Origin of the sequence: Pseudomonas sp. PS1(2021), assembly GCF_020405165.1 — a bacterium.
In the GTDB taxonomy this organism is placed as follows: domain Bacteria; phylum Pseudomonadota; class Gammaproteobacteria; order Pseudomonadales; family Pseudomonadaceae; genus Pseudomonas; species Pseudomonas aeruginosa.
This window is the reverse complement of record NZ_CP084484.1, coordinates 7,382,399-7,406,158: the sequence shown is the minus strand read 5'-3', so window position 1 is coordinate 7,406,158 and position 23,760 is coordinate 7,382,399. Positions and strand designations below refer to the sequence as shown.

20 protein-coding genes and 2 pseudogenes are annotated in these 23,760 nt (G+C 67.1%); 17 read left to right on the top strand and 5 right to left on the bottom strand.

Annotated features, from left to right (window positions below):
• The first annotated feature begins 237 nt into the window (after window positions 1-237).
• From LE197_RS35085 to LE197_RS35010, 16 genes and pseudogenes are all read left to right on the top strand, one after another.
• Entirely contained in the window at window positions 238-564 is a 327-nt protein-coding gene (locus LE197_RS35085; RefSeq protein ID WP_023123338.1) for a DUF485 domain-containing protein, read from the top strand.
• Window positions 561-2,210, top strand: a complete 1,650-nt coding sequence (locus LE197_RS35080; RefSeq protein WP_023123339.1) for a cation acetate symporter — start codon at window positions 561-563, stop codon at window positions 2,208-2,210. Before LE197_RS35085 ends, LE197_RS35080 begins: the two co-directional genes overlap by 4 nt.
• 416 nt (window positions 2,211-2,626) lie before the next feature.
• Complete coding sequence (locus tag LE197_RS35075; RefSeq protein WP_023123340.1) at window positions 2,627-4,327, top strand: AMP-binding protein; 1,701 nt, start codon at window positions 2,627-2,629, stop codon at window positions 4,325-4,327.
• Between the two features lie 100 nt (window positions 4,328-4,427).
• Complete coding sequence (locus LE197_RS35070; protein ID WP_023123341.1) at window positions 4,428-5,936, top strand: CoA-acylating methylmalonate-semialdehyde dehydrogenase; 1,509 nt, start codon at window positions 4,428-4,430, stop codon at window positions 5,934-5,936.
• A 46-nt stretch (window positions 5,937-5,982) separates the two neighbouring features.
• Entirely contained in the window at window positions 5,983-6,756 is a 774-nt protein-coding gene (locus tag LE197_RS35065; protein ID WP_003239749.1) for an enoyl-CoA hydratase, read from the top strand.
• Window positions 6,757-6,792: 36 nt separating this feature from the next.
• A complete protein-coding gene (gene mmsB / locus LE197_RS35060) occupies window positions 6,793-7,683 on the top strand; it encodes a 3-hydroxyisobutyrate dehydrogenase (protein ID WP_023123342.1) in 891 nt (296 codons plus the stop codon).
• Window positions 7,684-7,685: 2 nt separating this feature from the next.
• Window positions 7,686-8,771 (top strand): enoyl-CoA hydratase/isomerase family protein, encoded by a 1,086-nt coding sequence (locus LE197_RS35055; RefSeq protein ID WP_023123343.1) that lies wholly within the window; start codon window positions 7,686-7,688, stop codon window positions 8,769-8,771.
• 15 nt (window positions 8,772-8,786) lie between these two features.
• Window positions 8,787-9,938, top strand: coding sequence for an acyl-CoA dehydrogenase family protein (locus LE197_RS35050; RefSeq protein WP_023123344.1), 1,152 nt, complete (start codon window positions 8,787-8,789; stop codon window positions 9,936-9,938).
• A gap of 203 nt (window positions 9,939-10,141) precedes the next feature.
• Window positions 10,142-10,765, top strand: coding sequence for a TetR/AcrR family transcriptional regulator (locus LE197_RS35045; protein WP_023123345.1), 624 nt, complete (start codon window positions 10,142-10,144; stop codon window positions 10,763-10,765).
• Window positions 10,766-10,837: 72 nt separating this feature from the next.
• The gene (locus tag LE197_RS35040; RefSeq protein ID WP_003239740.1) at window positions 10,838-11,218 is read left to right on the top strand and encodes a MerR family transcriptional regulator; all 381 of its coding nucleotides are present in this window, start codon (window positions 10,838-10,840) and stop codon (window positions 11,216-11,218) included.
• Between the two features lie 66 nt (window positions 11,219-11,284).
• A complete protein-coding gene (locus LE197_RS35035) occupies window positions 11,285-12,448 on the top strand; it encodes an isovaleryl-CoA dehydrogenase (protein ID WP_023123346.1) in 1,164 nt (387 codons plus the stop codon).
• 69 nt (window positions 12,449-12,517) lie between these two features.
• The gene (locus LE197_RS35030) at window positions 12,518-14,125 is read left to right on the top strand and encodes a carboxyl transferase domain-containing protein (protein WP_023123347.1); all 1,608 of its coding nucleotides are present in this window, start codon (window positions 12,518-12,520) and stop codon (window positions 14,123-14,125) included.
• Between the two features lie 109 nt (window positions 14,126-14,234).
• Window positions 14,235-15,035 (top strand): gamma-carboxygeranoyl-CoA hydratase, encoded by an 801-nt coding sequence (locus LE197_RS35025; protein ID WP_023123348.1) that lies wholly within the window; start codon window positions 14,235-14,237, stop codon window positions 15,033-15,035.
• A complete protein-coding gene (locus LE197_RS35020) occupies window positions 15,032-16,966 on the top strand; it encodes an acetyl/propionyl/methylcrotonyl-CoA carboxylase subunit alpha (RefSeq protein ID WP_023123349.1) in 1,935 nt (644 codons plus the stop codon). Before LE197_RS35025 ends, LE197_RS35020 begins: the two co-directional genes overlap by 4 nt.
• A gap of 190 nt (window positions 16,967-17,156) precedes the next feature.
• Window positions 17,157-18,056 (top strand): hydroxymethylglutaryl-CoA lyase, encoded by a 900-nt coding sequence (locus LE197_RS35015; RefSeq protein WP_023123350.1) that lies wholly within the window; start codon window positions 17,157-17,159, stop codon window positions 18,054-18,056.
• A 244-nt stretch (window positions 18,057-18,300) separates the two neighbouring features.
• Window positions 18,301-19,500 (top strand): annotated as a pseudogene (locus LE197_RS35010) (AMP-binding protein); the annotation flags it as partial.
• 263 nt (window positions 19,501-19,763) lie between these two features.
• Here LE197_RS35010 and LE197_RS35005 read toward each other — a convergent pair.
• A pseudogene (locus LE197_RS35005) lies at window positions 19,764-19,979 on the bottom strand (chromosome partitioning protein ParB); the annotation flags it as partial.
• Window positions 19,980-20,059: 80 nt separating this feature from the next.
• The gene (locus LE197_RS35000) at window positions 20,060-20,890 is read right to left on the bottom strand and encodes a DUF932 domain-containing protein (protein ID WP_043154539.1); all 831 of its coding nucleotides are present in this window, start codon (window positions 20,888-20,890) and stop codon (window positions 20,060-20,062) included.
• 626 nt (window positions 20,891-21,516) lie between these two features.
• On the opposite strand from LE197_RS35000, the gene LE197_RS34995 reads away from it, so the two are divergent.
• A complete protein-coding gene (locus LE197_RS34995) occupies window positions 21,517-21,825 on the top strand; it encodes a hypothetical protein (protein ID WP_052158434.1) in 309 nt (102 codons plus the stop codon).
• 59 nt (window positions 21,826-21,884) lie between these two features.
• Here LE197_RS34995 and LE197_RS34990 read toward each other — a convergent pair whose 3' ends face one another.
• The 3 genes from LE197_RS34990 to LE197_RS34980 form a co-directional block, all read right to left on the bottom strand.
• Window positions 21,885-22,163: a hypothetical protein gene (locus tag LE197_RS34990; RefSeq protein WP_043154534.1), complete on the bottom strand. Its 279-nt coding sequence runs from the start codon at window positions 22,161-22,163 to the stop codon at window positions 21,885-21,887.
• A gap of 323 nt (window positions 22,164-22,486) precedes the next feature.
• Complete coding sequence (locus tag LE197_RS34985; RefSeq protein WP_043154531.1) at window positions 22,487-22,870, bottom strand: hypothetical protein; 384 nt, start codon at window positions 22,868-22,870, stop codon at window positions 22,487-22,489.
• Between the two features lie 227 nt (window positions 22,871-23,097).
• The gene (locus LE197_RS34980; protein ID WP_043154526.1) at window positions 23,098-23,715 is read right to left on the bottom strand and encodes a LysE family transporter; all 618 of its coding nucleotides are present in this window, start codon (window positions 23,713-23,715) and stop codon (window positions 23,098-23,100) included.
• Between the last annotated feature and the right edge of the window lie 45 nt (window positions 23,716-23,760).

Here is a 23,760-nt window from a genome sequence, read left to right as displayed (position 1 = left end):
CACAACGCCTGACCAGATCGGGCCGGCCCCTCCAACAACAATTCAGGGCTTAGCGCATGAACGCATGGTCCATCACCGGCGTGTGCGGCGGCTGCGGATCGCTCCGCGGCAGCGCCGTCGACGACGACCCGCCTCCCCCCACCCGCCCGGGCACTGCTCTCCCACGTACCCAGCGTCCGCGTCCCACACGCGACGACATCTGCAGCGATCCGACAACAACAACCACGGAGCACCAGCATGAGCAGCCACGCCAACCATGCCCTGACCTGCGCACTGATCCGCAGCAATCCCAAGTTCCAGCGCCTCGCCCGCCGCCGCGCGCGCCTCGCCTGGGCCCTGAGCGCCCTGGTGCTGGCCCTCTACTACAGCTTCATCATGCTGGTGGCCTTCGCTCCCGGTTGGCTGCACCTGCCGCTGTACGCCGGCAGCCACCTGAGCCTGGGCCTGCCGCTGGGAGCTGCGCTGATCCTGCTGTGCTGGCTGCTCACCGCCTGGTACGTGCGCAGCGCCAACCTGCATTTCGACGCCATCAGCGCGCAGATCCTCGAGGAGTCCCAGGTATGAAACGTCCAGCCCTTCTGCTCGCGCTCTGTGCACCACTGGCCGAGGCCGCCCCCCTGACGGCCGAGCAACAGCCGCTCAACCTGCACGCCATCGGCATGTTCTTCGTCTTCGTCCTCGCCACCCTGGCGATCACCTGGTGGGCGGCGCGGCGCACCCGTTCGGCCGCCGATTTCTACAGCGCCGGCGGCGGTATCAGCGGCTTCCAGAACGGTCTGGCGATCGCCGGCGACTACATGTCGGCGGCCACCCTGCTGGGCCTGTCCAGCCTGGTCTTCGCCCGGGGCTACGACGGCTTCGTCTACATCATCGGCTTCTTCGTTGGCTGGCCCATCGTCACCTTCCTCATGGCCGAGCGCCTGCGCAACCTGGGTCGCTACACCTTCGCCGACATCGTCTCCTACCGGCTGGACCAGACCCGCGTGCGCAGCTTCGCCGCGCTCGGCTCGCTGACCGTGGTGTGCTGCTACCTGGTGGTGCAGATGGTCGGCGCCGGCCAATTGATCAAACTGCTGTTCGGCCTCGACTACAGCACCGCGGTAGTGGTGGTCGGCGCGCTGATGCTGGTCTACGTGATTTTCGGCGGCATGCTCGCCACCACCTGGGTGCAGATCACCAAGGCGGTACTGCTGCTTGGCGGCGGCACTACCCTGGCAGTGCTGGCACTGGCGCGTTTCGACTTCAGTTTCGAGACGCTGGCCGAGCAGGCCGTGGCCCTGCATGCCAGCGGCGCGCAGATCATGGGCCCCGGCTCCCTGCTGGCCGACCCGATCAATGCGGTGTCGCTGTCGCTCGGCCTGGTCTTCGGCATCGCCGGCCTGCCGCACATCCTGATGCGTTTCTTCACCGTGCCCAACGCCCGCGAGGCGCGGCGCTCGGTGCTGTTCGCCACGCTGTTCATCGGCTTCTTCTTCCTCGTGGTCTGCGCCCTGGGCTACAGCGCCATCGTCATAGTCGGCGGCGACCCGCAGTACTTCGTCGACGGCAAGCTCGGTGGCGCCCTGATCGGCGGCGGCAACATGGTGGCCATGCATCTGGCCAAGGCAGTGGGCGGCGACCTGTTCCTCGGTTTCCTCTCCGCCGTGGCCTTCGCCACCATTCTCGCGGTGGTCGCCGGCCTGGCCCTGGCCGGCGCCTCGGCCATCTCCCATGACCTCTACGCCTCGGTGCTGAAGAAAGGCCGCGCCAACGAGAAGGACGAGATGCGCGTCTCGCGCATCGCCACGGTGGCCATCGGTATGGTCGCCATCGGCCTGGGCATTCTCTTCGAGCAGATGAACATCGCCTTCCTGGTCGGCCTGACCTTCGGCGTGGCCGCCTCGGCCAACTTCCCGGTGCTGATCATGGCCATGTACTGGGACGGCCTGACCACCCGTGGTGCGGTCTATGGCGGCCTGGCCGGCCTGATCAGCGCCCTGGCCCTGGTGATCGGCTCGCCCTCGGTGTGGGTCGGCGTGCTGGGCCATGCCGAGGCGCTGTTCCCCTACGACCAGCCCGCGCTGTTCTCCATGCCGCTGGCCTTCGTCACCATAGTGCTGGTCTCCAAGCTGGACCGCAGCAAGCGCGCCCAGGCCGAGCGCGCCGCCTACGCCGACCAGTTCGTGCGGGCCCAGACCGGCTTCGGCGCAGCCGCCGCCAGCAGTCACTGACGCGACCCACGTGGCGCCAACCCCTGGCGCCTCCCTGGGGCGTAAGGCCCCAAGCGCGACCAAGTTCCTTGCGTCGCGCTTTTTTATGCCTGCGTATCAGGTCCTTCCCTTCACCCCCACCGCCGGGCCGGACCGTCGAGAAGCCATGGGGGACATCGCTGCGGGACATGCAACATTTTTGCATATCGCACCTGAATCCATACGTGTTCTTATCCTAACAATGCCTACCTATACTGGACTCACCAGCCTGGTGATAAAACCGGGCCAGTCCCAACAAAAATAAACAAGGGCACTCGCCATGAAACCATCCTCCGCTGCCACCCTCCTCCCGCCATCGACCGCCCGCATGTGCCTCGTCCATGCCGGCCACCGCGCCGCCTGACCGCCCGTACCGCGCCGATCGCAGGAGAACCGCCATGAACCGCAACAGCCAACCCTTCGTCGCCGCACGCGACTTCCTCCTGGCCCACCGCACCGACTACGCCGCCGCGGTGCGCGACTTCCGCTGGCCGCAGTTGCACCAGTTCAACTGGGCACTGGACTACTTCGACGCCATGGCCGAGGGCAACCAGGCGCCGGCGCTGTGGATAGTCGAGGAAGACGGCAGCGAGCAGCGCTACAGCTTCGCCGAACTGGCCGAGCGCTCCAACCGCGTGGCCAACCACCTGCGCGCCCTCGGCGTGCGCCGTGGCGAACGCATGCTGCTGATGCTGGGCAACCACATCGCCCTGTGGGAAACCATGCTCGCCGCCTTCAAGCTCGGTGCCGTGGTGATCCCGGCCACCGCCCTGCTCACCGCCGAGGACCTGCGCGACCGTATCGATCGCGGCCAGGTGCGCCACCTGGTGGTGGGCAGCGAGCACACCGGCAAGTTCGCCGACCTGGCCGCAGGCTGCACGCGCATCTGCGTCGGTGCACCGGTGGCGGGCTGGACGCCGCATCAGACCTACGCGGAGCACGCCAGCGCGTTCACTGCCGAGGGCACCACCCTGGCCACCGACCCCATGCTGCTGTACTTCACCTCCGGCACCACCAGCAAACCGAAGATGGTCCTGCACAGCCACCAGAGCTACCCGGTCGGCCACCTCTCGACCATGTACTGGATCGGCCTGCAGCCGGGCGACCTGCACCTGAACATCTCCTCGCCGGGCTGGGCCAAGCACGCCTGGAGCTGTTTCTTCGCGCCGTGGAACGCCGGCGCCTGCATTTTCATTCACAACGTCGCCCGCTTCAGCGCTCCGGCCCTGCTCGGCGTGCTGGAAAAATACGGCGTCACCAGCCTGTGCGCGCCGCCCACGGTATGGCGCATGCTGATCCAGGAAGACCTGGCCAGCCTGAAAGGCCGCCTGCGCCTGCGCGAACTGGTGGGCGCCGGCGAGCCGCTCAACCCGGAGATCATCGAGCAGATCCAGCATGCCTGGGGCCTGTGGTTGCGCGACGGTTTCGGCCAGTCGGAAACCACCGCCCTGGTCGGCAACACCCCCGGCCAGCCGCTCAAACCCGGGTCCATGGGCCGTCCGCTGCCCGGCTACCGGGTGTGCATGCTCGACCCCGACGGCCAGCCGGCCAGCGACGGCGAGGTGGCCCTGCCGCTGGAGCCCCATCCGCTGGGCCTGATGCTGTGCTACGAGGACAGCCCGGAGAAGACTGCCGAGGTGATGCGCGGCGGCTACTACCGCACCGGCGACACCGCGTCGGTCGACGCCGACGGCTACGTCACCTTCGTTGGCCGCGCCGACGACGTGTTCAAGGCCTCCGACTACCGCATCAGCCCCTTCGAGCTGGAGAGCGCACTGATCGAGCACCCGGCGGTGATGGAGGTGGCGGTCGTGCCGAGCCCGGATCCGGTACGCCTGGCCGTGCCCAAGGCCTTCCTCATCCTCGCCCACGACGAACCCGGCAGCGCCGCGCTGGCGGAAAACATCCTGGCCTTCGCCCGCGAGCACCTGGCGCCCTACAAGCGGGTGCGGCGCATCGAGTTCGTCACCGAGCTGCCCAAGACCATCTCCGGGAAGATCCGCCGGGTCGAACTGCGGCAGATGGAAGTGCAGCGCCGCCAGGGCGAACGCGGCGCGCAGGAATACTTCGAAGAAGACTTCCCGCAGCTCAAGGGCTGAAACCGGGCCGGCGCGCCGGCCCTCCGCAAATCACCCCGACCGCTCGGCCGCACCGGCCGAGGGGACCCACTCGACCTCAAGAAAGCAGGCAGGACCGAAAATGACCTCTTCCAGCGTTCCCAGCGTCAAGCTGCTCATCAACGGCGAATTCGTCGAATCCAAGACCACCCAGTGGCGCGACGTGGTCAACCCGGCCACCCAGCAGGTGCTGGCCCGCGTGCCCTTCGCCACCGCCGCCGAAATGGACGCCGCCGTGGCCGCCGCCAAGGAAGCCTTCAAAACCTGGCGCAAGACCCCGATCGGCGCCCGCGCGCGGATCTTCCTCAAATACCAGCAACTGATCCGCGACAACATCAAGGAGCTGGCCGCCCTGCTCACCGCCGAACAGGGCAAGACCCTGCCCGATGCCGAAGGCGACGTGTTCCGCGGCCTGGAAGTGGTCGAGCATGCCGCCAGCATCGGCACCCTGCAGATGGGCGAGCTGGCCAACAACGTCGCCGGCGGCGTCGACACCTACACCCTGCTGCAACCCCTGGGCGTATGCGCCGGCATCACCCCGTTCAACTTCCCGGCGATGATCCCGCTGTGGATGTTCCCCATGGCCATCGCCTGCGGCAACACCTTCGTGCTCAAGCCGTCCGAGCAGGACCCGCTGGTGACCATGCGCCTGGTCGAACTGGCCCTGGAGGCCGGCGTGCCCAAGGGCGTGCTCAACGTCATCCATGGCGGGGTCGATGCGGTGAACCTGCTGTGCGACCACCCGGACATCAAGGCGGTGTCCTTCGTCGGTTCGACCCAGGTCGGCACCCACGTCTACAACCGCGCCAGCCAGAACGGCAAGCGCGCCCAGTGCATGATGGGAGCGAAGAACCACGCCATCGTGCTGCCCGACGCCAACAAGCAGCAGACCCTCAACAACCTGCTCGGCGCCTCCTTCGGCGCCGCCGGCCAGCGCTGCATGGCCCTGCCGGTGGTGATCCTGGTCGGCGAGGCGCAGGCCTGGCTGCCGGAGCTGATCGAACGCACCAAGACCCTCAAGGTGAACGCCGGCACCGAGCCGGGCACCGATATCGGCCCGGTGATCTCCTGCGCCGCCCTGGAGCGCATCACCGGCCTGATCGTCAAGGGCGTCGAGGAAGGCGCCAAGCTGGAACTGGACGGTCGCAACCCGCACGTGCCGGGCTATCAGGACGGCAACTTCGTCGGCCCGACCATCTTCTCCGGGGTTACCGCGCAGATGACCGTGTACCGCGAGGAAATCTTCGGCCCGGTGCTGTGCGTGATGCAGGCCGCCAGCCTGCAGGAGGCGATCGACATCATCAACGCCAACCCGAACGGCAACGGCACCGCCCTGTTCACCCGCTCCGGCGCCGCCGCGCGGCACTTCCAGGAAGAGATCGACGTCGGCCAGGTGGGCATCAACGTGCCGATTCCGGTGCCGGTGCCGCTGTTCTCCTTCTCCGGCTCGCGCGCCTCCAAGCTCGGCGACCTGGGCCCCTACGGCAAGCAGGTGGTGACCTTCTACACCCAGACCAAGACCGTCACCCAGCGCTGGTTCGACGAGGATGCCGACGGCGGTGCGGTGAACACCACCATCACCCTGAAATGACCACCCGGGCCGGCGCCCGCGCGCCGGCCCCGCCAGGAACACGCCGATGAACTACGAAACCCTGCTGGTCGAGGTGCGCGAGCGCGTCGGCCTGATCACCCTCAACCGGCCGCAGGCCCTCAACGCGCTGAACAGCCAGCTGATCGCAGAACTGAACCAGGCCCTCGACCGCCTGGAGGCCGACCCGGAGGTCGGCTGCCTGGTCATCACCGGCTCGGCCAAGGCCTTCGCCGCCGGCGCCGACATCAAGGAAATGGCCGACAAGGGCTTCCCGCAGATCTACCTCGACGACTTCTTCGCCGCCGCCGACCGCATCGCCGCGCGGCGCAAGCCGATCATCGCCGCGGTGGCCGGCTACGCCCTGGGCGGCGGCTGCGAACTGGCGCTGATGTGCGACTTCATCTACGCCGCCGACAACGCCCGCTTCGGCCTGCCGGAGCTGAGCCTGGGGGTGATCCCCGGCATCGGCGGCACCCAGCGCCTGACCCGCGCGCTGGGCAAGGCCAAGGCCATGGAGCTGTGCCTGACCGGCCGCCAGCTGCATGCCGAAGAAGCCGAGCGTGCCGGCCTGGTGGCCCGCGTGCTGCCGGCCGCCGAGCTGCTGGAACGCACCCTGGAAGCGGCCCGCGGCATCGCCGGCAAATCGCTGCCGGCGGCGATGATGATCAAGGAATGCGTCAACCGCGCCGAGGAGATCGGCCTGGCCGAAGGCGTGCGTTTCGAGCGCCGCCTGTTCCACTCGCTGTTCGCCAGTCACGACCAGAAGGAAGGCATGCAGGCCTTCGTCGCCAAGCGTGCGCCGAACTTCCGCCATCACTGAATCGCTGCCGCCACCCTCATCTACGGAGTATCCACCATGCATATCGGATTTCTCGGCCTCGGCAACATGGGCGCCCCCATGGCCCGCAACCTGCTCAAGGCCGGCCACAGCCTGACCGTCTTCGACCCCTTCACCCAGGCGGTCGCCGCGCTGGTGGAGGCCGGCGCCAGCGCCGCCGCCTCGCCCACCGCGGTGGCCAAGGCCGGGGTCGAGGCGATCGTCACCATGCTGCCGACCGCCGCCCACGTGAAACAGGTCTACCTGGGCAAGGACGGCCTGCTGGCCCATGTCGGCCAGGGCGTGTTGCTGATCGACAGCTCCACCATCGACCCGCTGAGCGCCCGCGAGGTGGCGACCCTGGCCATCGCCCAGGGCAATCCCATGCTCGATGCACCGGTCTCCGGCGGCACCGGCGGCGCCGCGGCCGGTACCCTGACCTTCATGGTCGGCGGCTCGGTCAGCGTGTTCGACCAGGCCCTGCCGATTCTCTCGGCCATGGGCAAGAACGTGGTGCACTGCGGCAGCGCCGGCAACGGCCAGGTGGCCAAGATCGCCAACAACATGCTGCTGGGCATCTCCATGGTCGGCGTCGCCGAAGCCATGGCACTGGGCGTGGCCCTGGGCATGGACGCCAAGGTGCTGGCCGGCATCATCAACACCTCCAGCGGTCGTTGCTGGAGCTCGGAGCTGTACAACCCCTTCCCCGGCGTGCTGGACAACGTGCCCGCCGCACGCGGCTACAGCGGTGGCTTCGGTAGCGACCTGATGCTCAAGGACCTCGGCCTGGCCACCGATGCCGCACGCCACGCGCGCCAGCCGGTGCCGCTTGGCGCCACCGCCCAGCAGCTGTACCAGACCTTCAGCCTGCAGGGCCATGGCGGCCTGGACTTCTCCGCGATCATCAACCTGTTCCGTCGGGAAGCCTGAACATGAGCCAGGAGCAAGCGGTACTGGCCGAGGTGCGCAACGGCATCGGCCATCTGACGCTGAACCGCCCCGAGGGCCTCAACGCCCTCGACCTGCCCATGGTGCGCCTGCTCTGCCGCCACCTCTGGGCCTGGGAGCAGGACCCGGCGATAGTCGCCGTGGTCCTGCGTGCCGCCGGCGGCAAGGCCTTCTGCGCCGGCGGCGACATCCGCATGCTGTACGAGAGCCAGCGTGCCGGCGACAACCAGAACGTGCTGTTCCTCGAAGAGGAATACGCCCTCGACGAATACCTGCACGGCTACGCCAAGCCGGTACTGGCGCTGATGGACGGTTACGTGCTGGGCGGCGGCATGGGCCTGGCCCAGGCCGCTTCGCTGCGAGTGATCACCGAGCGCACGCGGATGGGCATGCCCGAGGTCGGCATCGGTTTCTTCCCCGATGTCGGCGGCAGCTACTTCCTGCCACGCCTGCCGGGCGAACTGGGCCTGTACCTGGGTGTCACCGGCGTGCAGGTGCGCGCCGCCGACGCGCTCTACGCCGACCTGGCCGACTACTGCCTGGCCAGCGAACGGCTCGCCGAGCTGGACGCCCGTCTCGACCAGCTGCAGTGGAGCGACTCGCCCCACGAGGACCTGCGCGCGCTGCTCACCGAGCTGGCCACCGTGCGCATCCCCGGTTCCGAGCTGAAGGCCTTGCGCCCGGCGATCGACCAGCATTTCGCCCTGCCCGACCTGCTGGCGATTCGCGACGCGCTGCGCCGCGAGAGCCGCCCGGAGCTGCGCGACTGGGCCGAGGAGACCCTGCGCGTACTCGACAGCCGCTCGCCGCTGGCCATGGCGGTGACCCTGGAGCTGCTGCGCCGCGGCCGCTACCTGAGCCTGGCCGACTGCTTCGCCCTGGAGCTGCACCTGGATTACCAGTGGTTCGCCAAGGGCGACCTGATGGAAGGCGTGCGCGCCCTGATCATCGACAAGGACAAGCAGCCGCGCTGGAACCCGCCCACCCTGGATGAGCTGGCGCCGGCGCGGGTGCAGGCCTTCTTCAACGGCTTCCGCCCGGCCTCCGGCAAGCCCCTTCGCACCGCCTGAGCGCAGGAGAACATGATGAACGATCTGCAACTGACCGAAGAACAACGCATGATCCGCGACATGGCGCGCGACTTCGCCCGCAGCGAGGTGGCGCCGCACGCCCAGGCCTGGGAGCAGGCCGGCTGGATCGACGACGCCGTGGTGGCGCAGATGGGCGAACTGGGTCTGCTCGGCATGGTGGTGCCGGATGCCTGGGGCGGCAGTTACACCGACTATGTGGCCTATGCCCTGGCCGTGGAGGAAATCTCCGCCGGCGACGGCGCCCTCGGCGCGCTGATGAGCATCCACAACTCGGTGGGCTGTGGGCCGCTGCTCAAGTACGGCAGCGCGGCCCAGCAGGACGCCTGGCTGCCGGCGCTGGCCAGCGGCCAGGCCATCGGCTGCTTCTGCCTGACCGAACCGCAGGCCGGCTCCGAGGCCAACAACCTGCGCACCCAGGCGCTGCTGCAGGACGGTCACTGGGTGCTCAACGGCGCCAAGCAGTTCGTCAGCAACGGCAAGCGTGCGCAGCTGGCAATCGTCTTCGCGGTCACCGATCCTGCGCTGGGCAAGAAGGGCCTGTCGGCCTTTCTGGTGCCGACCGACACTCCCGGCTTCGTGGTCGAGCGCAGCGAGCACAAGATGGGCATCAAGGCCTCGGACACCTGCGCGGTGACCCTGCAGGACTGCCGCATTCCGCAAGACAACCTGCTCGGCGAGCGCGGCAAGGGCCTGGCCATCGCCCTGGCCAACCTCGAGGGCGGGCGTATCGGCATTGCCGCCCAGGCCCTGGGGATCGCCCGCGCGGCCTTCGAGGCGGCGCTGGGCTACTCGCGCGAGCGCGTGCAGTTCGGCAAGCCGATCGCCGAGCACCAGAGCGTGGCCAACCTGCTGGCCGACATGCACACCCGGCTCAACGCCGCGCGCCTGCTGATCCTGCATGCCGCGCAGCTGAAGAGCGCCGGCCTGAGCTGCCTGTCGGAGGCCTCGCAGGCCAAGCTGTTCGCCTCGGAAATGGCCGAATGGGTGTGTTCCAAGGCCATCCAGATCCACGGCGGCTACGGCTACCTGGAGGACTTCCCGGTGGAGAAGTACTACCGCGACGCGCGCATCACCCAGATCTACGAGGGGTCCAGCGAGATCCAGCGCCTGCTGATCGCCCGCGAGCTGGCGCACTACCCGCTCTGACGCAACGGCGGGCGCCACGCACCCGCCCTTCTGCCGAACCTGCCGCGGAGTTGTCCGGGCTCGACCTGCAAGCGGCGAGGCGCTGCGCAATCTCGGCGACCTCACCACATCCATCGCCAGCACTACCCTGGAGCAAGTCCACGTGAGCGAAGATATCAACCAGAACGTCACCCAGGCCGAGGACAGCGCCCCGGAGCAGTTCCGTGTCTAGCCCGGTGGCACGCCCGGCGCCGCGCAGCAAGGCCGGAATACGCTATCAGGATGCCCAGCGTGCGGCGCTGGAGCTGTTCGCCGAGCGTGGTTTCAGTCGCGTCGGCATGCGTGACCTGGCCGCCCATATGGGTATCGCCGCCGGCTCGCTGTACAACCATATCGAGAGCAAGGAAGCGCTGCTGTTCGAGTTCATCGAGGAGTTCTACAGCGCCCTGACGCTGGGCGCCGAACAACTGCTCAAGAGCCAGCCCGACGCCAGGAGTCGGCTGCGCGCGCTGCTCGAACGCCACTTGCAGTTGCACCAGAGCATGCCCTTGCACTTTCGTCTGGCCGAATACGAGCTGTGCTGCCTGCCACCCGAGCCGCTGGAGCAGATCCTCGAGCTGCGCGAGCGCTACGAACAGCACTGGCTGCAGGCCGTGGCGCCGCTGTGCGGCCAGGCGCCAGACGCTGTCCGTCGCGGCGCGGTACGGGCCATCGTCTCGCTGCTCAACCAGCTGCCGGCCTGGACCCAGGCTGCCTGCGACGAGCCCGCCAGCCGCCTGCGCCTGCAGCAGGAGATGGTCCTGGGCGCGCTGGCTGGCGCGCTCGGCATGGCCGTTCACACCTTCTGACGGCATCGTCCGTACTTGACAGGGGTGCTTTTCCAGCTTTACGTTAACGTAAAGGTAAACGAGAGCACCCCGATGCCCACCACCTACTCCATCTCCGACCTGGCCCGCGAACTGGACGTGACGCCGCGCGCCATCCGCTTCTACGAGGAGCAAGGCATGCTCGCCCCCGAGCGCCGCGGCCAGGAGCGCATCTTCAGCCCCCGCGATCTGGTCACCCTGAAACTGATCCTGCGCGGCAAGCGCATCGGTTTTTCCCTGGCCGAGTGCAAGGAGCTGATCGACCTCTATGACCCCAGCAGCGGCAACCGCAAGCAGCTGGAAACCTTCATGGAAAAGATCGCCGCACGCCGCGCCCAGCTCGAGCAGCAGCTGCTGGACATCCGGCAGATGCAGCTGGAGCTCGATACCGCCGAGGAGCGCTGCCTGGCAGCCCTGGCCGAAACCGACATGTAGGGTGCGTCGCGCCCCCCCAACCGACCCGGTGCGCACGGCGCACCCCAAAACAACAAAAGGTGTCCCATGAGCTACCCCACCCTCAACTTCGGCCTCGGCGAAACCATCGATATGCTGCGCGACGCGGTGTATCAGTTCTCTCAAGCCGAGCTGGCCCCGCGCGCGGCGCAGATCGACCGTGACAACGAGTTCCCCGCGGACATGTGGCGCAAGTTCGGCGACATGGGCCTGCTGGGCATGACCGTGGAAGAGGAATACGGCGGCACCAACATGGGTTACCTGGCCCACGTGGTGGCCATGGAAGAGATCAGCCGCGCCTCGGCCTCGGTCGGCCTGTCCTACGGCGCGCATTCGAACCTGTGCGTCAACCAGATCCGCAAGAACGGCAGCCACGAGCAGAAGCTCAAGTACCTGCCCAAGCTGTGCTCCGGCGAGCACGTCGGCGCCCTGGCCATGAGCGAGCCCAACGCCGGCTCCGACGTGGTGTCGATGAAGCTGCGCGCGGAAAAACGCGGCGACCGCTACCTGCTCAACGGCAACAAGATGTGGATCACCAACGGCCCGGACGCCAACACCTACGTGATCTACGCCAAGACCGACATCAACGCCGGCTCGCGCGGCATGACCGCCTTTATCGTCGAGCGCGACTTCAAGGGCTTCTCCCGCCACCAGAAGCTGGACAAGCTGGGCATGCGCGGCTCCAACACCTGCGAGCTGGTGTTCGAAGACTGCGAGGTGCCGGAAGAAAACATCTTGGGTAGCGAAGGCGGCGGTGTGCGCGTGCTGATGAGCGGCCTGGACTACGAGCGCACCGTGCTCTCCGGCGGCCCCACCGGGATCATGAGCGCCTGCATGGACGTGGTGCTGCCCTACGTGCACGAGCGCCAGCAGTTCAAGCAGTCCATCGGCGAATTCCAGCTGGTGCAGGGCAAGCTGGCCGACATGTACGCCGGCATGAACGCCTCCAAGTCCTACCTGTACAACGTCGCCAAGGCCTGCGACCGCGGCGAGGAATCGCGCAAGGACGCCGCGGCGGTGATCCTCTACACCGCCGAAATGGCCACCAAGATGGCCCTGGACACCATCCAGCTGCTCGGCGGCAACGGCTACACCAACGAGTACCCGGCCGGCCGCCTGTTGCGCGACGCCAAGCTCTACGAGATCGGCGCCGGCACCAGCGAGATCCGCCGCATGCTGATCGGCCGCGAGCTGTTCAACGAAACCAAGTAATCCGTAGGGTGCGCCATGCGCACCAAAACAACGGCAGGGTGCACACGACGCACCCTACAGGAAGCGACCATGGCCATCCTGCATACCCAGATCAATACCCGCTCCCCGGAGTTCGCCGCCAACAGCGCGGCCATGCTCGAGCAGGTCGCCGACCTGCGCGCCCTGCTCGCCCGCCTGCACGAAGGCGGCGGCGAGAAGGCCCAGGCGCGCCACACCGCGCGTGGCAAGCTGCTGCCGCGCGAACGCATCAACCGCCTGCTCGACCCCGGCTCGCCCTTCCTGGAGATCGGCCAGCTCGCCGCCCACGAGGTCTACGGCGAAGAGGTACCCGCCGCCGGGGTGATCGCCGGCATCGGCCGGGTCGAAGGCGTCGAGTGCATGATCGTGGCCAACGACGCCACGGTAAAAGGCGGCAGCTACTACCCGCTGACCGTGAAAAAGCACCTGCGCGCCCAGGCCATCGCCCGCGAGAACCGCCTGCCGTGCATCTACCTGGTGGACTCCGGCGGCGCCAACCTGCCGCGCCAGGACGAGGTGTTCCCCGACCGCGAGCATTTCGGGCGGATCTTCTTCAACCAGGCCAATATGAGCGCAATGGGGATTCCCCAGATCGCCGTGGTGATGGGCTCCTGCACCGCCGGCGGCGCCTACGTGCCGGCGATGAGCGACGAGACCATTATGGTGCGCCAGCAAGCGACGATCTTTCTGGCCGGCCCGCCTCTGGTCAAGGCCGCCACCGGTGAAGTGGTGAGTGCCGAGGAGCTGGGCGGCGCCGATGTGCACTGCAAGACCAGCGGCGTGGCCGACCACTATGCCGACGACGACGAACATGCCCTGGCCCTGGCCCGGCGCAGCATCGCCAATCTCAACTGGCGCAAGCTCGGCCAGCTCGACGCCCGCGCGCCCATCGCCCCGCGCTACCCGGCCGAGGAGTTGTACGGGGTGATTCCGAGTGATGCCAAGCAGCCGTTCGACGTGCGCGAGGTGATCGCCCGTATCGTCGACGACTCGCAGTTCGATGAATTCAAGGCGCTGTTCGGTACCACCCTGGTGTGCGGCTTCGCCCGCATCGACGGCTACCCGGTGGCGATCCTGGCGAATAACGGCATCCTCTTCGCCGAGTCGGCGCAGAAAGGCGCGCACTTCGTCGAACTGGCCTGCCAGCGCGGCATTCCGCTGCTGTTCCTGCAGAACATCACCGGCTTTATGGTCGGGAAAAAATATGAAGAGGGCGGTATCGCCAAACACGGCGCCAAGCTGGTCACCGCCGTGGCCTGCGCCCAGGTGCCGAAGTTCACCGTGATCATCGGCGGTAGCTTCGGCGCCGGCAACTACGGCATGTGCGGCCGCGCCTACGACCCGCGTTTTCTATGGATGTGGCCCAACGCCAAGATCGGCGTGATGGGCGCGCAACAGGCCGCGGGCGTGCTGGTGCAGGTCAAGCGCGAGCAGGCCGAGCGCGCCGGTCAGCACTATTCGGACGAGGACGAGCAGCGCCTCAAGCAGCCCATAGTCGAGCAGTACGAGAAGCAGGCGCACGCATACTACTCCAGCGCCCGACTGTGGGACGACGGCGTGATCGACCCGGCGCAGACCCGCGAAGTGCTGGCCCTGGCCCTGTCGGCCAGCCTCAATGCACCGATCGAGCCGACCCGTTTCGGTGTGTTCCGCATGTAATCCGTGGGAGGGGCTTCAGCCGCGACAACCGCGCTACAGGTCGCGGCTAAAGCCCCTCCCACACCGAATCCAATGTATCGGTGCGCACGGCGCACCCTACGGAATGACCATGACCGACTTCACCACCATCGAGCTTGCAAAAGACCCGCGCGGTTTTGCCACCCTGTGGCTCAACCGCCCGGAGAAGAACAACGCCTTCAACGCCGCGATGATCCGCGAGTTGATCCTCGCCCTCGACGCCGTTGGCGAGGACAAGAGCCTGCGCTTTTTGCTGCTGCGCGGCCGCGGCAAGCACTTTTCTGCCGGCGCCGACCTGGCCTGGATGCAGCAGGCCGCCGAGCTCGACTACAACGCCAACCTCAATGACGCCCGCGAGCTGGCCGAGCTGATGTACAACCTGGCCGCCCTGAAGATCCCCACCCTGGCCGTGGTGCAGGGCGCGGCCTTCGGCGGTGCGGTGGGCCTGGTCAGTTGCTGCGACATGGCCATCGGCGCCGAGGACAGCCTGTTCTCCCTGTCCGAAGTGCGTATCGGCCTGGCCCCGGCGGTGATCAGTCCCTTCGTGGTCCAAGCACTGGGCGAACGCGCGGCCAAGCGCTACGCACTGACCGCCGAGCGCTTCGACGGCCACCGCGCCCGCGAGCTCGGGCTGCTCGCCGAGACCTGCCCGGCCGCCGAACTCGATACCCAGGCCGAGGCCTGGATCGCCAACCTGCTGCTCAATAGCCCGCAGGCCATGCGCGCCAGCAAGGACCTGCTGCGCGAAGTCGGCAGCGGCGAACTGACGCCGGCCCTGCGCCGCTATACCGAGAACGCCATCGCCCGTCTGCGCGTCAGCGCCGAAGGCCAGGAAGGCCTGCGCGCCTTCCTCGACAAACGCACGCCCGCCTGGCAGGAGCAACAAGCATGAACCTCAAGCCTATCGACACCCTGCTGGTGGCCAACCGCGGCGAGATCGCCTGCCGCGTGATGCGCACGGCCAAGGCCATGGGCATCCGTACCGTGGCGGTGCACAGCGCCATCGACGCCACGGCGCGGCATGTGCGCGAGGCCGACCTGGCGGTGAATCTGGGCGGCGCCAAGCCGGCGGAAAGCTACCTGCTGATCGACAAGCTGATCGACGCGGCCAGGGCCAGCGGCGCCCAGGCCATCCACCCCGGCTACGGCTTTCTCTCGGAAAACGCCGGTTTCGCCCGCGCCATCGAAGAAGCCGGGCTGATCTTCCTCGGCCCGCCCGCCTCGGCCATAGACGCCATGGGCAGCAAGTCCGCGGCCAAGGCGCTGATGGAGGCCGCCGGCGTGCCGCTGGTGCCCGGCTATCACGGCGAAGCGCAGGATATCGACACCTTCCGCCAGGCCGCCGAGCGCATCGGCTACCCGGTGCTGCTCAAGGCCGCTGCCGGCGGTGGCGGCAAGGGCATGAAGGTGGTCGAGCGCGAAAGCGAGCTGGCCGAGGCCCTGGCCAGCGCCCAGCGCGAGGCGCAGTCGTCGTTCGGCGACTCGCGCATGCTGGTGGAAAAATACGTACTCAAACCGCGCCACGTGGAAATTCAGGTATTCGCCGACCAGCACGGCCACTGCCTGTACCTGAACGAGCGCGACTGCTCGATCCAGCGCCGCCACCAGAAGGTGGTGGAAGAAGCCCCCGCCCCCGGCCTGTCACCCGAACTGCGCCGCGCCATGGGCGAGGCGGCGGTCAAGGCCGCCCAGGCCATCGGCTACGTCGGCGCCGGCACCGTGGAATTTTTGCTGGACGAGCGCGGCGACTTCTTCTTTATGGAGATGAACACCCGCCTGCAGGTGGAACACCCGGTCACCGAGCTGATCACCGGCCTCGACCTGGTGGCCTGGCAGATTCGCGTCGCCCGCGGCGAGGCGCTGCCGATCACGCAGGAACAAGTGCCGCTTAACGGCCACGCCATCGAGGTGCGCCTGTACGCGGAAGATCCGGACCACGACTTCCTCCCGGCCACCGGCACCCTGGCGCTGTACCGCGAAGCCGCCGCCGGCCCCGGCCGACGTACCGACAGCGGCGTGGCCCAGGGCGATGTGGTCTCGCCCTTCTACGATCCCATGCTCGGCAAGGTCATCGCCTGGGGCGAGAACCGCGAGGAAGCGCGCCTGCGCCTGCTGGCCATGCTCGACGAAACCCTGGTCGGCGGGGTCAAGACCAACCTGGCCTTCCTGCGTCGCGTGCTGGCCCATCCGGCCTTCGCCGCCGCCGAGCTGGACACCGGCTTTATCCCGCGCCACGAGGCGCAGCTGCTGCCACCGCCCAGCGAGCTGCCGGAGGCCTTCTGGCAACTGGCGGCCGATGCCTTTATCCAGAGCGAAGCCGCACACCGTCGCGCCGACGACGCCCATTCGCCCTGGGCCGCGCGCAGCGGCTGGCGCAGCGGCGGCCCGGCGGAGATCGAACTGCACCTGAGCTGCCAGGGCAGCAGCCGCAAGGTGCGCGCCAGCGGCCAGGCGCATCTGCAGGGCGACAGCCTGCTGGTGCCCGGCGCGGCGCAGCAGCGCCTGCCCGCGATCCGCCAGGGCGACACCCTGTACCTGCAATGGCAGGGAGAACTGCACGCGGTCAGCCGCTTCGACCCGATCGCCGCCGCCGAGGCCAGCCATCATCAGCACGGCGGCCTGACCGCGCCGATGAACGGCAGCATCGTCCGCGTACTGGTCGAGCCGGGCCAGGCCGTGGAGGCCGGCACCGCCCTGGTGGTGCTGGAAGCGATGAAGATGGAACACAGCATCCGCGCGCCCGAGGCCGGCACGGTCAAGGCCATCTACTGCCGCGAAGGCGAGCTGGTCGGCGACGGCGCGGTGCTGGTGGAATTGTCGTAGGGTGTCGCGGGGCCGCCTAGGCTTTGCGCACCAACGGCTGCGTTGGTGGATGTAAAAAGCGACATCCACCCTACGCTGTCGTGCGTCATGCGCAGCAAGCGCCCTAAGATAGCCAAACCCCATGGTGCGCACGGCGCACCCTACGCCACCGCGCACGCGCGATGACAACGGATACATACGAGGAACCCCGATGAGCCTGCCCAAATCCGTACGCCTGGTCGAAGTCGGCCCGCGCGACGGCCTGCAGAACGAGAAACAGCCGATCAGCGTGGCCGACAAGGTGCGCCTGGTGGACGACCTGAGCGCCGCCGGCCTCGGTTATGTCGAGGTTGGTAGCTTCGTCTCGCCCAAATGGGTGCCGCAGATGGCCGGCTCCGCCGACGTCTTCGCCGCCATCCAGCGCCAGCCGGGCGTCACCTACGCCGCGCTGACGCCGAACCTGAAAGGCTTCGAGGCCGCCCTGCAGGCCGAGGTCGAAGAGGTGGCGGTATTCGCCGCCGCCAGCGAGGCCTTTTCGCAGAAGAACATCAACTGCTCCATCGCCGAGAGTCTGGAGCGCTTCGTGCCGCTGATGGAGGCGGCCAAGGCCGCCAAGGTGCGCGTGCGCGGCTATGTGTCCTGCGTGCTCGGCTGCCCCTACGACGGCGAGATCGACCCGGCGCAGGTCGCCAGCGTCGCCCGCGAGCTGTACGCCATGGGCTGCTACGAGGTATCGCTCGGCGACACCATCGGCACCGGCACGCCGGGCAAGACCCGCCACCTGATCAACGTGGTCGGCCGCGACATCCCCCGCCACCTGCTGGCCGGACATTTCCACGACACCTACGGCCAGGCCCTGGCCAATATCTACGCCAGCCTGCTCGAAGGCATCCAGGTGTTCGACAGTTCGGTCGCCGGCCTCGGCGGCTGTCCCTACGCCAAGGGCGCCACCGGCAATGTCGCCACCGAGGACGTGCTCTACATGCTGCAGGGTCTGGGCATCGACACCGGCATCGACATGGACAAGCTGATCGCCGCCGGCCAGCGCATCTGCGAGGTGCTGGGCAAGGCCAACGGTTCGCGGGTGGCGCGCGCACGCCTGAGCCGATAAGCCCGTAGGGTGGATGACGCTTTGTTCATCCACCAATCCTCACCACGGTGTCACGCCATGGTGGATCGGTGAAGCGTGATCCACCCTACGCTCCGAGCCACCTTGCGTTTCGCGCCAGTTGCCGTGGTGGCGTCACTGCGGCAGAAGGTCGGTCGCGTGGCGATAAGCGTCGCTGCGCGTCAAGGCAACCCCGTCCGCTTGCGCTAGGGTAGAAAGTACCGACAAGCAACGACGAGGACCGGCCATGCAGCAGCCTCTCTGGACGCCCTCCGCCGAACGTATCGCCGCTACCCGCCTGGATGCCTTCCGCCGCCTGATCAACCGGCGCCACGGCCTCGAACTGGCTGACTACCCGGCCCTGCACGCCTGGAGCATCGAACAGCGCGAGGCCTTCTGGCAGGCCATCGTCGATTTCTTCGAGATTCGCTTCAGCGCGCCCGCCGAGCGGGTGCTGCGCGAGGGCCCGGCCATGCCCGACGCCGATTGGTTCCCCGGCGCCCGGCTGAATTTCGCCGAACACCTGCTGCGCCGCCGCGACCCGCATCCGGCGCTGGTGGCCGTGGGCGAAGACGGCAGCCGCGAGCAGCTCAGCTACCTGGAGCTGGCCGGGCATGTCGCTGGCCTGCAGCGCAGCCTGCGCGCGGCTGGCGTGGGCGTCGGCGACCGGGTCGCGGCCTTTATGCCCAACACCTGGCAGACGGTGGTGGGCATGCTCGCCGCCACCAGCCTCGGCGCCACCTGGTCGTCCTGTTCGCCGGACTTCGGCACCCAGGGGGTGATCGACCGCTTCGGCCAGATCGAGCCCAAGGTGCTGATCGCCGCTGCCGGCTACCGCTACGCCGGCAAGAATCTGGACCTGGCCGCCAAGCTGGGTGAAATCCTCGAACGCCTGCCGAGCCTGGAGCAACTCGTCGTCGTGCCCTACTCCCGGCCCGAGGCGAAGCCCGCCGACTTCAGCACCCAGGCCCGAGTGTCGCTGTGGCAGGACTTCTACCGCCCCGGCGGCGAACCCGAATTCACCGCCGTGCCCTTCGACCAGCCGCTATACATCCTCTACTCCAGCGGCACCACCGGCGTGCCCAAGTGCATCGTCCACGGCGTGGGCGGCACCCTGCTGCAGCACGTCAAGGAACTCGGCCTGCACACCGACCTGACGGCCAACGATTGCCTGTTCTACTACACCACCTGCGGCTGGATGATGTGGAACTGGCTGGTCTCCGGCCTGGCCCTGGGCGCCACCCTGGTGCTGTTCGACGGCTCGCCCTTCCATCCGGGGCCCGAACGCCTGATCGAGCTGATCGATGCCGAGGGCATCAGCATCTTCGGCACCAGTGCCAAGTACCTCGCCGCGCTGGAGAAGGCCGGCGCCAAGCCACGCGAAACGCACAAATTGCAACGCCTCAAGGCGCTTCTCTCCACCGGCTCGCCGCTGGCCCACGAGAGCTTGGGGTTGGGGGAGCAACGGAACAGAAAGTGCACTTAAGCTCAGTCGCTGCCCCGCAAACCCTTGCAACGTCTGGATAGTTTCGAAAAACGACCGTTTTATGAAACCGTTTCCGCTATCGCGAGGAAAGGTCACCAACACCCGAAAATCAGTGCAATAAACCTTTCTCACGAATCAAAGTTCGTTAATTCGCAGTCGCTGACGAGTAAAACGAACTCTAATTCGGCTTACGTTGGTTTTCAGTTCCATTGCTCCCCAACCCCCATGATGAGGTTTTGCAGCAGGCCGACACGCTGGATGCTGGCGGCGAGTTCGGGAATGGACATGCGCGGGGTCTTGCGCACGTTGCGGCCAGTCGGCCGCGACACCAGCCGCGACAGAGGGACAAGAATCAGGTTCTTGGTCGGGTCGGCGGTTTCCAGCGGGATAGCGGCGGCGGTGTTGAGGGCGCGGGCTTCGGTTTGGGTAATGGCGTTCATGGTGATAACTCCTAACGGTTCAGGGATGCAGCAACGAGGGATGCGGCAAGGGCTGCTGCCTGCCCCTGCCGCGTGGGGAATCAGGCTTTCAATTGGCGCATGCCATCGGCCAGCAGCCAGAGGGCGCGATTCAGTCGGATGTTTTGGTCGATGCCCTGCACCGGGCGGGTTTGCTGCCGGCGTCCGTTGGCGCTGCGCCCGCGCAGGCCGCCTTGGGTCAGGTTCTCTTGCGTGCGGTTGAACACGCTCCACAAGTCCGGGCGGCGGTCATCAAAGCGGCGCGGCATCAGGATTTGCGATTCGGTGATGGGTGCGGGCTTTTTATCGGTGGGGTCGTACTTGAGTGCCAGCGCGGAACGGGCGAACACTTCGGCCTCGCCTTCGTCCAGCGTGATGGCGCGCATGGCATCGCGGGAATCCTTCACCCGGTCGAAGCCGCGCAAGACTTCGTAAGCGCCTTCGATGACATGCCCGGAAACATCGCCCTTGTGCGGCACGCGCACATCGGCCACGGTGTCGCCGCAGACAAGGCCATTGCTGCACACGAACCGGAACATGCCGGCCAGCATCTGATAGCTGCTCGTCCCGTCATGCGAGTTCAGCAACACAATTTCATTGGCCTCCGCGCCGTTGATCTGGCTGGCGTGGCGCAGGCGCAGCATGTGTTTGGTGTGCTCGCGCTTACCTTGGTCGCGCACGCGGGTCTGCGTCACCATGAAGGGCTGGAACCCTTCTTTGCGAAGCTCGGCCAGCACGGCGGCGGTGGGGATATAGGCGTAACGCTGCGAACGGCTTTCATGCGGCGCGTCCGCGAAGATGGACGGCGCTACGCGGTGAATCTGGTCATCGGTCAGCGGGTAGTCGCTGCGCAGCGAGGGGGAACGGGAAGCGAATCGGGATGCGAGTTGCATGGTCTTTCTCCTGACGAAAAGGGTTTGCTGTTCACACCGCACACCGGATTCCTAGATTCGGAGCCCAGCCTTTCGGCTGTTCGGTGCGGTCGGCACGAGGAACCCGGTTGGCCCTGTTGCCACCGTCTTTCCTGAGTTCATCGCCCGCGGCCAAAGGAGCGCGCGGACGGGGGCCGTCAAGGAAACAAGCGCGGGGTTGGTGCGGCCCGCAGGCGCAGCCGAGGACACGGCCCTGCGCGCCTTGACGGCACACGGAAGCGGGCTACGGTCGCGGACAAGGTGATGAAGTCAGGGGAGACGGCTGGACATGGCAACGGCCGCCCTTGTGTGACGAACCGCACGGCAAGCGAAGCGCGCAGGCCCGGATCTGGAAGCCGGGCCGGAGGCGTCAGCCGAGCGGAGCGAGGGAACGATGGAAGCCCGTCAGGGGCGAAACCCCGCAGGGGGTTCGATGCGCAGCACGACAGCGCGACCGGCCATGTTTTCTGGCCGGGGACGCCCATCCCGCCTTTGCCTTGGCGCTGCTGGAGCTGATGCCGAAATCGGTGCGTTTTTGAGCGAATTTCGACTGGAGACAAAGAAGGTGCCTGCCTATCGTGAAGGCTTCCCAACTTCGGAGAGTTCCCGTGACACAACAACCTTGCACCGAGGCTTCAACGACCAGCGCATCACCGTCAGGCATCTTTCTGCCCTCGATGGTCTGGACGACCGACCGCGAGACAGTCGCAGCGGAGAAAAAGCGGCTGCTGGCCCTGCATCAGCAGCTCAATGCCGTGGTGAACAACGCGCACCATGCCGACGAATGCGCCACCTGGCACATGATGGCCGAGGCGTCGCTGTTCCAGTTGGATCAAGACATTGACGCGCTGTTCGACTGGCTGGAAGCCAATGAGCGCGGACAACGGCGAGAGCGCCCGGACAGGATGTACGACTGACGCCATACAGTGCCGATCCGGCGCCAGCCGGTTCGGCGGCATCGAGGGGCGCGAAGGCATTAAGCCGCGTCGTCAGGGCGCAGGCTGGATTCCGCGACTGGCATCCAGGGCGAGGTCGAATTGATGAAGTAGCGTCGGCCGAGCGCGTACAGCCCGCAAGGCCCGGCAGGCTGATAGAACCCGGTGACGCGGCGATGGAACTGTGCGCCGAAGTCGTTGGTGTAGATCACCGCGTCGCCGATCTTGAAGCGCAGCGGCTGGCCGTTCTCCGGCGCGAACGGCTTGTGCGCGTCGTGCTGTGCCGAAACTTCGATGACCCAATCGTGATGGCTGCTCATGACATGAACTCCTGAAAGGTTGCCGGGCGGAATTGCCCGCCCCTTTCGGGGCACGGCGCAGCGCAAGCAGTCAGGGGTCGCAGACGGCCGCCAGGACGCAAGCGCGCACAAGCGCGCGCCGCCCTTGACGGCGAGAACGCCGTGGCACGATGAAGGGAACAGCAAGACCGCCCACACCCTCCATGCGCCTCGGCGCGGCAGATTCGCCAGACACCATCTGGCTTTTTCGAGGTGGCATTGCGCGAAAGCGCGAAGGACGCGGATACAGCAAAAAAAATGGCGCGTCGTCCCGAAGGACAACGCGCCGGATGGTGGCTGTGCGATCAATGCGCGGTCATCGCCTGCAACTGCTCGATCACGCCGGGTTCAACGAACACGCAGGGCTGCTTGTCCTCGATAGGCACGTTGAACACATCGGCGAATACCTCGCGTTTCAGGTGCGCCAGGCGGCCCGTGCGGTACGCCTGTTCGGGCTTCATGCGGCCGCTGGCCTGTGAGCCGCTGCGCTGCGGGTCGCATTCGACCAAGGCGACAAAGCCATCGTCGGACAGCTTCTGATGTTCCGGGCACAAGCCCCAGCCTGTCGCCGTGTGGCGCTCCATGCTCGCGCGCAGGCGCTTGTCCAGCAGGATCGCGCCGGTGTCGAAGCGAGCGCCGCAGACCAGGCAAACGTGTTGTTCGAGGGAAACGTGCGATTTGTCGTTCATGACGATCTCCGGTTGCACGGGCGGAATTGCCCGGAACCGTCGCCAGCACGACGCAGCGCAGCCGTCAGGGGTCAAGGACGGCCACGGGCCGCAAGCGTGCTCGCACGCGCAGCCCTTGACGGAGAGAACGACGTGATACGGTGAAGGGGACAGCAAGACCGCCCCACGTCATGCACAAACCTTGGCATGCTGAATTTCCGAAACACTGTCTCGGATTTCCGTGGCGGTCAGCGTGAGCCGCGCGCCACCGCCAGCAGAACGCCGAAGCCGACCAGCAGCCCGCCGAAAGCACGGTCGATCCAATGGCGCACCGCCAGCAGCCGGTCGCGCACGGCCCCGGCCGAGAAGCACAAGGCGACCAAGGCGAACCAGGCCATGTGCGCCACGGAGATGAAAGCGCCATAGCCGATCTGCACCGCCAGCGGGGTGTCCGGCCGCACCACCTGCATGAACAGGCTGACGATGAACACCGTGGTCTTGGGATTCAGCGCATTGGTCAGGAAGCCGGTGCGCAGCGCCGCCGCATCCGACAGCGGCGCCACGGTGCTGTCAGCCAGCGCGCCGGCAGGCTTGGCCCGCAGCATCTTCACACCGAGATAGACCAGATACGCGGCACCGACCAGCTTGATGGCATTGAACAGCCACAACGACTGCTGGATCAGCAGGCCCACGCCGACCAGCGTATAGGTGACATGCACCAGCACGCCCAGGCCGATGCCCAGGGCCGTCAGCACACCGGCGCGACGCGACAGCATCAGGCTGTTGCGCGTGACCATCGCAAAGTCCGGCCCAGGGCTGATGACAGCCAGCAAGGTGATTGTGATGACAGCTATCAGTTCTGGCATGGCGTATCCTGTCGAATAACAACGAATTGTCGAGATACTACCGAC